We start from the raw sequence: 8,714 nt of genomic DNA on the forward strand, positions 1-8,714 counted from the left end.
CGGTATGGTTCTGATTGAAGCCATGGCCTGTGGTACGCCTATCATTGCCTTTAATCATGGCTCCGTACCGGAGATCATAGAGCATGGTAAAACAGGGTTTATCGTGAACACCATAGAGAAAGCAGTGGAAGCATTAAAAAACATTCATTTAATAAGCAGAGAAACCTGTCGTGAAACATTTGAAAGGAAGTTCAGCGATGTAGTAATGGCGCAAAATTATGTACGCCTGTACGAAAAAGCGTTGCACAAACAATCCGAAAGATCTTACTACTTAACACCAACGTATAGAAAATAAGTTCTAATCCAGCCATAAATTAAAATTTATGAAAAAACACGACACCCTGGTAAAACTACATGACGACAAATACTACATTCTCGCTTCTTCTTCGTATGCGGATGATCGTGTACTGACTTTAAATTATGGCGATACGTTTGGGATCTTTGACCGGTGGGGTGATATAAAACAATTCGGCACCTGCTCGCAGGGCATATATCACCAGGGCACGCGGTTCATCAGCGACATGGAGCTGGAAATAAATCATTACAGGCCCATGCTGCTCAGCTCCAATATAAAGAACGAGAATGAAATGCTGTCGGTTGACCTCACTAATCCCGATATAAGCGGGGATAGCAATGTAGTGATACCAAAAGGCACGTTACATATCTCCCGCAGTAAATTCCTGCAGGATGGGGCCTGTCATGAATTGATCATCCTGTATAACTATGGTTCCGATTCGCATGAACTGGACCTGGAGATCACGTTTGACGCCGACTTCAGGGACATCTTCGAAGTGCGGGGCATGGAAAGAAAAAAACGCGGCAGATTACAGTCGCCCTTTGCATCAGGCAACAACCATATAGTGGTTTCCTATACCGGTCTTGACAATATTGAACGCCAAACCAACCTGCATTTTGATCCCGCGCCGGCTTCTATAAAAGACAATAAGGTAACGTACAGGATCAAACTGGCGCCACAGGGCGGCACATTCAGCATCAATTGCACCTCATTATTTTCTGTGTATGCCAATCCTGTTCAATTTGAGCCCTATTTCATTGCTTATGATAAGATAAAATCGGGCATGGAAAAGAGCAAGGAATTGGTGGCGGAGATCTATACCGATAATGAACAATTCAATAACTGGATCAACCGGTCGAAAAGCGATCTGTTATCATTACTGGTGCAAACGCCGTATGGTAGTTATCCTTATGCAGGTGTGCCCTGGTATAATACGGTATTTGGCCGGGATGGAACCTTTACTGCATTGGAAACGCTGTGGGTAGCGCCCAATATTGCCAAGGGCGTTTTATTATACCAGGCAGCGCGGCAGGCAACAAAGATCCTGCCTTTGCAGGATGCAGAGCCGGGAAAGATCTTACACGAAATAAGATCTGGTGAAATGGCTGAAACCGGTGAAATTCCATTTAAACTGTATTATGGAAGCATAGATACCACCCCTTTATTCGTTGTGCTGGCGGGTCAGTATTTAAGAAGGACCGACGACCTGGCCACCATCCGTAATATTTGGGAGAATATTTTACAGGCGCTTACCTGGATAAAAGTATATGGCGATATGGACGGGGATGGGTTTGTTGAATACCAGCGTAAAGCGGAAAGCGGGCTGGCCAACCAGGGTTGGAAAGACTCGCACGATTCCATCTCGCATGAGAATGGCGATCTGGCCAGTTTTCCGATTGCCTTATGTGAAGTGCAGGGATATGTGTACGATGCCAAAATACAGGCGGCCTATATGGCGCAACGTTTAGGCCACAACGAGATGGCCGAACAATTGACAAAAGAAGCCCAGGACCTGAAGCAACGTTTTAACGAAGTATTTTGGGATGAACAATTAGGCACCTACATCCTGGCGCTCGACGGCGACAAAAAACCCTGCCGGGTAGTATCGTCGAATGTGGGCCATCTTTTATACTCGGGCATTGCTACCCCCGAAAGGGCAGCCCGGGCAGCCCAACTATTAATGAGTGATAATATGTTTAATGGCTGGGGACTGCGCACCTTATCTTCAAACGCGGCCAGGTACAATCCTATGTCGTATCACAATGGATCGGTATGGCCACACGACACGGCCATTGCAGCCTATGGAATGGCACGTTATGGAATGATGGAGCCCGCCATGCGGTTGATGCAGGGTTTGTTTGATGCGTCCCTGTTCATTGAGTTGCAACGGCTGCCCGAATTATTCTGTGGCTTTCCGTTCAGACAGGGCGTAGCGCCTACCGCCTACCCTGTTGCCTGCTCACCTCAGGCCTGGTCGGTGGCAGCGGTATTCCTGTTACTACAGGCTTGTTTAAGCATTTCTTTTGATGGCTATGAAAAAAAGCTGACCTTATACAAACCCACGCTTCCGGATTATTTAAAACAGGTCAGGATCTCCAACCTGCGGTTTGGCAATGAACAATTTGAGTTGGATATGATCAAATATGAACATGACCTGGGTATTCATTTAGTGAAGAAACCGGAGGGATGGGAGATAGTGACGATTAAATGATAAGAAGTTGACGAGTTAACCAGTTAACAAGTTAACCCGTCAACTTTTTCATACTTCATACCTCAGCATATCTGCACCACTTCCATACCAAGCAACAACCCAAGCTTCTTAATCTTCGACACAATACTCCCCACCCCTACGGCGCAGTGGTGTGCAGGGCCATGGCTGTTCCAGTCGTTCACAAAACGGCGGGCGCCAATGGAGAATTTATAGCGGCTATTGGTATTGCCTATTTCTAATATGGGACCGGGAACGGATTCCGCTTCTGCGGTTAACAACAACAGTTTACCATTTCCCTGCTGCACAACCGACAACAAGGTAACGGGTCCATTCTTTACCGACATCTCTACAGATAAACCGCGTCCTACTTTACCATGATACACATACAGGGGCCGAACTTTAGTTTTCCCTTCTGCAATGGCAATATGACCCGGGCCATCGTGCCCCATCAAAACAATATCTTCTTTAAAATCCAAGGCGTAATACTCGGTAAAGGAACCGCCGGCGCCAAAGCTGTCCATGATCTTCATGGCCTGTGCATTCTTGATCTCGTATTCCCCGGCTACGGGAATACCGCGGGCGGTCAGTAAGGAGTTACCAAGAATGATGGAGCTGATGGTATCTTCATTATCGTCATTACCGGTTCCTTTGTAATAATAAGCCATGGACCCTAACTGGTATTGATCAGCTAACCGGTCCAGCGCGACAGAGGTACACGCGGCCCGTTGTAGTTCTTCTACAGAACAATCGCTCTGCACATCAAACGTGGAGTAAAACAATTGTACGTGTTCATCAATTTCTTTATCAGTAACAGAGCGGCGTAAGGCAGCCAGCTCATCCACTTCTATCAGTTCTATATGTCCGCCAAAGAAGCGGTATTGTTGAGTGAGGTCAGCATAAATATCAAGCATGCCGCTGTAATAATGGCCCATACAACCCAGGCGGTTAAACGACATGGTGTGCGCCACTTTTGCCGCTTCTACCCATTCCAGCATTTCTTTCCAGCATTCTTCATCATTGCGCAACATCCCGGTTACCTGGTAAAACTGTATGCCGGTGCGCAGGAACACATTGGCAATTTCCGGCACCGGGCAGGCCGAGCAATAAGCCAGCCACTCACCCGTCATGCGGGTACGGTCGTTCATTTTATTGAAGGTTGCATAATTGATCGCCGCTTCGGGTGAAAGGTTCAGCACGATCACCGGTACTTTGGCCTGCTGCACCACAGGCAATACCGTGGATGACAAGGCATACGTAGTTACGTACAGGAATATAATATTTACGCCTTCGGTCCTGAAGCGGTAACCTGCTTCAAAAGCTTTATCGGCCGTATCAACAAGGCCGGCATTTACGATATGGGGGTGCAGTGCCGCAATGCGTTCATGCACTTCGTACAGATAACCTTCCAGCCGTTCTTTCAACCCGTCAAATTGCGGCCAGTAAGTATCCAGTCCAATCCCAAACAAACCAATTTTAAATGCAGGCGTATTCTTCATGATTATCTATACGAAAAATGGGTTCTGCACCACCAGTGGGATGGTAAAAAGGGCAGAAGGCAGAGGGCAGAAGGCAAAAGCCGCAACGCGGCAACGGGTGTTAAAAAAGGGAGGGTCCCCACCAATTAGCGGGAACCCTCCTTTTTAAAAGTCTGTTGACCCAATTACTGTAACGAAACTTTATACCTGGTTACAGTATGGTATTTCTGTCCTGGTTTCAGGATGGTAGATGGAAATTTTGGTTTATTTGGAGAATCCGGAAAATGTTGGGTTTCCAAACAAAGCGCGGTGCGGAATTTTACGGGATGGCCACCGCTTGTAAACGTACCATCGAGGAAGTTACCGCTGTAGAACTGGATGCCAGGTTCAGTGGTGAATACTTCCAGTTTACGACCGCTGGTAGTGTCAGACAAAGTAGCTGCCAGTTGCAGGGTGCTGTCGGTACGGTTCAACACAAAGTTATGGTCATAGCCGCCAGGTACAGAGTCGATGCGGGCGCCAATGGTTTCTGCCTTGGTAAAATCAAATGGCGTTCCTTTTACCGGTTTGATCTCACCAGTAGGGATCAACGTGGTATCAACCGGGGTATATTTATCGCCATTGATCTGCAGGCTGTGATTCAGAATAGTATTCTCAGTGCTGCCAGTGAGGTTGAAATAACTGTGATTGGTTAAGTTAACCGGTGTGGCTTTATCAGTTTCTGCAGAGTAGTCGATGTTCAGGGCGTCGTCATCAGTTAACGTATACACTACCGTTACTTTCAGGTTGCCGGGAAAACCTTCTTCACCATCTTTGCTCAGGTAGCTTAAGGTAAGCGCAGGTGTGCTGTCGGCAGCCGGAGTAGCATCCCACACTACTTTATCAAAACCTTTGTTACCACCATGCAGGTTATTTTTTCCGTTATTGGCGGCCAGGGTATAGGTTTTTCCATCCAGCTTGAATTTCGCATCCCCAATGCGGTTGCCATAACGGCCAATGAGCGCGCCAAAGTAAGGTGGTTTTTTCAGGTACTCCGCCAGGCTTTCCATGCCTACTACTATACTTGATTTATTGCCTTTTTTATCAGGCGTAACCCATGAGGTTACAACGCCACCATAGTTGGTGATGGTTACAGTAACGCCGTTTTTATTGGTAAGGGTAAACAACTGTACTTTTTTTCCATCTGTTTCACCCCAATCTTTTGAGGTAACACCTGCTTTGATCATTTCTTGCGTTTTTTCTGTTGAAGGTTGTTTGTTTTCGCCTCCGCAGGATGCTACGCCGGTAAGCAGCGCAAGCAATGCTACATGGCAAATCAATTTGTTCATATGGTATACCTTATTGAGTTTATAAAAAAGGTTTATTTGAAAACTTGTCAAATATCTGGATATTTTCCCAAACACCTTATTTTAACTCCAGCACAACCACTGAGAAAGGCGGCATTTTTACAGTAAGCGTTTTGCCTTTTAATGCTGCGCCCTGGAATGGTACGGGTTTTATTTTAGCAGGTTGTTCAAAAGTGTTATGGTCCTGCAGTTTGGCCGAAGCAAGTATGCGGCCGCCAACGGTTTTATAATTCCCGCCTTCCAGTGTAATGCTGATATCCTGCGCAGCTTTTGAATCGATATTCACCAGGGAAATATGCATAGCGCCGGTTGAGTCTTTGGAGGCAGAGGCGGAAATAGCCGGTAGTTTTTCATTCCCAAACACATAATCATTACACTTAATGGTCAGGGGTACCATTTTAGCATCCTGGTGCACATTATACATTTCCATTACATGATACGTAGGCGTCAGGATCATCTTTTCTTCATTGGTGAGAATAACAGCCTGCAGCACGTTGATGGCTTGCGCCAGGTTGGCCATGCGAACGCGGTCGCAATGGTTATGGAAAATATTCAGGGTACAGCCGGCGATCATGGCATCGCGCATGGTGTTTTGCTGATACAGAAAACCAGGGTTGGTGCCTGGTTCTACTTCATACCAGCCGCCCCATTCATCCACTACCAGGGCTACACGTTTTTCAGGATCGTATTTATCCATAATGGCGGAATGCTTTATCACCAGGGAGTCCATGAACAGGGCCTGTTTCATGATCTGGAAATATTGCTGTTCGCTAAAATCAACTGCTGAACCTTTTTTTTGCCAATCTATCACCGAATAATGATGCAATGCCACACCACCCAGCATATTGAGCGGGATCTTTTTCATCAGCACTTCTGTCCAGTTATAATCATTTGAGCTGGCGCCCGAGGCAATACGGAAGATCTTGGTTTCATTAGACACGCCGGTCATAAAGGTGGCATACTGGCGATATACATCGGCATAGTGTTCTGGTGTCATGTTACCACCACAGCCCCAGGCTTCATTGCCCACGCCCCAGAACGCTACATGCCAGGGTTTTTCCCGGCCATTCTGTTGACGCAGATCGCTCATGGGGCTTTTTCCGTTGAAGTTTACATATTGTACCCAATCGGTTAGATCCTGTACAGTACCACTGCCTACATTACCCGCGAGGTAGGGTTCTGTACCGATCAGTTCGCACATATTTAAAAAATCGTGGGTGCCAAAGCTGTTGTCCTCCGTAACACCACCCCACCAGGCGTTTACCATCGTAGGCCGCTTGTTTTTAGGACCAATCCCATCTTTCCAATGGTAGGTATCGGCAAAACAACCACCCGGCCAGCGCAGGTTGGCGATCTTTAATTTTTTTAAGGCGTCTATAACATCGTTGCGTACCCCATTTGTGTTGGGTACTTTGGTATTTCCCTCACCCACATAAAAACCACCATAAATACAATGGCCCAGGTGCTCGGCAAAATGGCCATAAATGTTCTTGTTGATGGTAGTTGTAGCAGCGTCTACCTTAAAGGTCAGGTTGTTTTGGGCAAGCGAGTTTAAAGCAAACAGTGTTGTACAAGCAAAAAGCAAGCGTTTCATGTAAGAACTTTAAAATGAATAATTAATGAATGTAAAGTATTGGTCGCGTATAGAAAGGATGACAGTAGTCAGCATAGCAATCGTTTTTATTTAGCACCGTGAAACTAAGATAAAACAGCATATCTGTCAATTTTACACTTATATTTTTTTGGCAGAAGGCAGACGGCAGAAGGCAGAAATTTGTTCGCGGCAGCCAATGCTCTTGGTTTTGAGTGGTGTAAACGTTTTCAACATGGCCCTGAGCGAAGTCGAAACGCTGGGACTAATTTCACGTTTGCTGTTGCTGCTTTCGCGGCGGCGAGCTTGCAGTTTCGTGAGGCCTTCTCTGCTTTGCCCGCCGTCCGCGTGTTGCTGAATCCGCCAGCTGGCGGAGGAGGCGCAAGCTTTAGCGTAGAAAGGCCGTCCGCCTTTCTCACCACTGCCTACTGACCACTGCCTATTGTCTTTCTTTCTGCTTTCTGCCTTCTGCCGTCTGCCTTCTACCTTTTGCCAGGAAGCTATTTTCCATTCACAGTAACCCTTCCCTACTCCCTGCTGCCTTTTTACTAACTTTGATCTATGCAACCATCAGTGGCCCATATTAAAATAAAAAAGATCAATGCCGGTGAGCAAACGGAAGTAGAAGACGAACTGGCCGTGGAAGAACCGCTTGAAATACAGCTGGGTTGGCAGGAACCTACCGGGTATGCACAAAAAAACATTTCCGTTACCATGCGTACCCCTGGGAATGATGCCGAACTGGCGGCTGGTTTCCTGTTTACCGAAGGCATTGTTCAACATATTGAGCAAATACAACATATCCTGCCGCAGGAAAACAGGATATTGGTAACCCTGAAGCCCGGTGTGGTACCGCAATTACAGCAGGCCGAACGGAACTTCTTTACCACTTCCAGTTGTGGCGTTTGCGGCAAAACGGATCTCGACTCCATTAAAACGGTGCCGGTTTTTACCCATCAACGGGAAGACCTGGCGGTGCACGCCGGTGTGTTTTACGGGTTGCAACACACCCTGCAACAAAAACAGGTGGTTTTTGAAAGCACGGGCGGATTGCATGCTGCCGGCCTCTTTAATTTAACTGGTGAGTGTTTACTGCTGCGTGAGGATGTGGGTCGCCATAATGCCGTAGATAAAGTAATTGGCGCCGCTTTGCAAAACGGGCAATTGCCTTTACATCAATGTATATTGCTATTGAGCGGTCGTGCCGGTTTTGAGCTGATACAAAAAGCTGTGATGGCTGGCATCCAGGTTATTGCTGCTGTAGGGGCGCCCTCCAGTTTGGCCGTGCAACTGGCTACGGAACATAATATTACTTTAATAGGATTTTTGCGGAAGGATAGGTTTAATGTGTATAGTGGGGCTTACAGGGTGCGGGTGGGCGAGTTGACCAGTTGATCAGTTGACGAGTTAACAAGTTGACAAGTTAACAAGTTGAAGTTGACAGGGTTGATAAAGGGCGAAGGATGAAATAAGAGGAAGATGAAATTTGTGAGGAATGTAACCTCGTCGCGAACCCTTTCACGTTTCACGTTTGCCGTTTCACGATTCAACTTACGACCTCAAAAATTCGTTATTAAGAAGAACTTCGTTTAAATAAGATGAGCGACAATAAAAACATTCCCGGTGCCGAGAATCCTGAACATTTCACCGGATTACACCTGGGGCATATCAAGAAATCTGCGGCAGGAATACCGGCCATTGTGGAATCGATAAAACAAGTGGTGGGGGAAGCTGGCGCTGTCCGTGGTTTGAAGGCGCTGAACCATATGAACCAGAAAGGCGGGTTCGATTGTCC

General features: G+C 46.7%; 8 protein-coding genes. 4 read left to right on the plus strand and 4 right to left on the minus strand.

Annotated features, from left to right (window positions below):
• Together ACJ751_RS22845 and ACJ751_RS22850 are read left to right on the plus strand one after the other, a co-directional pair.
• Positions 1 to 295 (plus strand): glycosyltransferase (locus ACJ751_RS22845; protein ID WP_407747848.1); only part of this gene is annotated, 295 nt, incomplete at its 5' end.
• Between the two features lie 28 nt (positions 296 to 323).
• On the plus strand, positions 324 to 2,507 hold the full coding sequence (locus tag ACJ751_RS22850; RefSeq protein WP_407747849.1) for a glycogen debranching N-terminal domain-containing protein: 2,184 nt from the start codon (positions 324 to 326) through the stop codon (positions 2,505 to 2,507).
• A 62-nt stretch (positions 2,508 to 2,569) separates the two neighbouring features.
• Here the strand turns inward: ACJ751_RS22850 and ACJ751_RS22855 are convergent, their stop codons facing one another.
• The 4 genes from ACJ751_RS22855 to ACJ751_RS22870 form a co-directional block, all read right to left on the minus strand.
• Complete coding sequence (locus tag ACJ751_RS22855; RefSeq protein ID WP_407747850.1) at positions 2,570 to 4,003, minus strand: arabinose isomerase; 1,434 nt, start codon at positions 4,001 to 4,003, stop codon at positions 2,570 to 2,572.
• 164 nt (positions 4,004 to 4,167) lie between these two features.
• Positions 4,168 to 5,310, minus strand: a complete 1,143-nt coding sequence (locus tag ACJ751_RS22860; RefSeq protein ID WP_407747851.1) for an aldose epimerase family protein — start codon at positions 5,308 to 5,310, stop codon at positions 4,168 to 4,170.
• A 76-nt stretch (positions 5,311 to 5,386) separates the two neighbouring features.
• Positions 5,387 to 6,922, minus strand: a complete 1,536-nt coding sequence (locus tag ACJ751_RS22865) for an alpha-N-arabinofuranosidase (protein ID WP_407747852.1) — start codon at positions 6,920 to 6,922, stop codon at positions 5,387 to 5,389.
• A gap of 138 nt (positions 6,923 to 7,060) precedes the next feature.
• A complete protein-coding gene (locus tag ACJ751_RS22870) occupies positions 7,061 to 7,486 on the minus strand; it encodes a hypothetical protein (protein WP_407747853.1) in 426 nt (141 codons plus the stop codon).
• Here ACJ751_RS22870 and fdhD point away from each other — a divergent pair.
• Both fdhD and ACJ751_RS22880 read left to right on the plus strand, forming a co-directional pair.
• Entirely contained in the window at positions 7,481 to 8,314 is an 834-nt protein-coding gene (fdhD, locus tag ACJ751_RS22875) for a formate dehydrogenase accessory sulfurtransferase FdhD (RefSeq protein WP_407747854.1), read from the plus strand. The two genes, ACJ751_RS22870 and fdhD, sit on opposite strands and share 6 nt — an antisense overlap.
• 203 nt (positions 8,315 to 8,517) lie before the next feature.
• Positions 8,518 to 8,714, plus strand: a 197-nt coding sequence (locus ACJ751_RS22880) for a hypothetical protein (protein WP_407747855.1), incomplete at its 3' end; no start/stop codon positions are given.

It is taken from the genome of Niastella sp. (genome assembly GCF_045805085.1).
Taxonomy (GTDB): domain Bacteria; phylum Bacteroidota; class Bacteroidia; order Chitinophagales; family Chitinophagaceae; genus Niastella.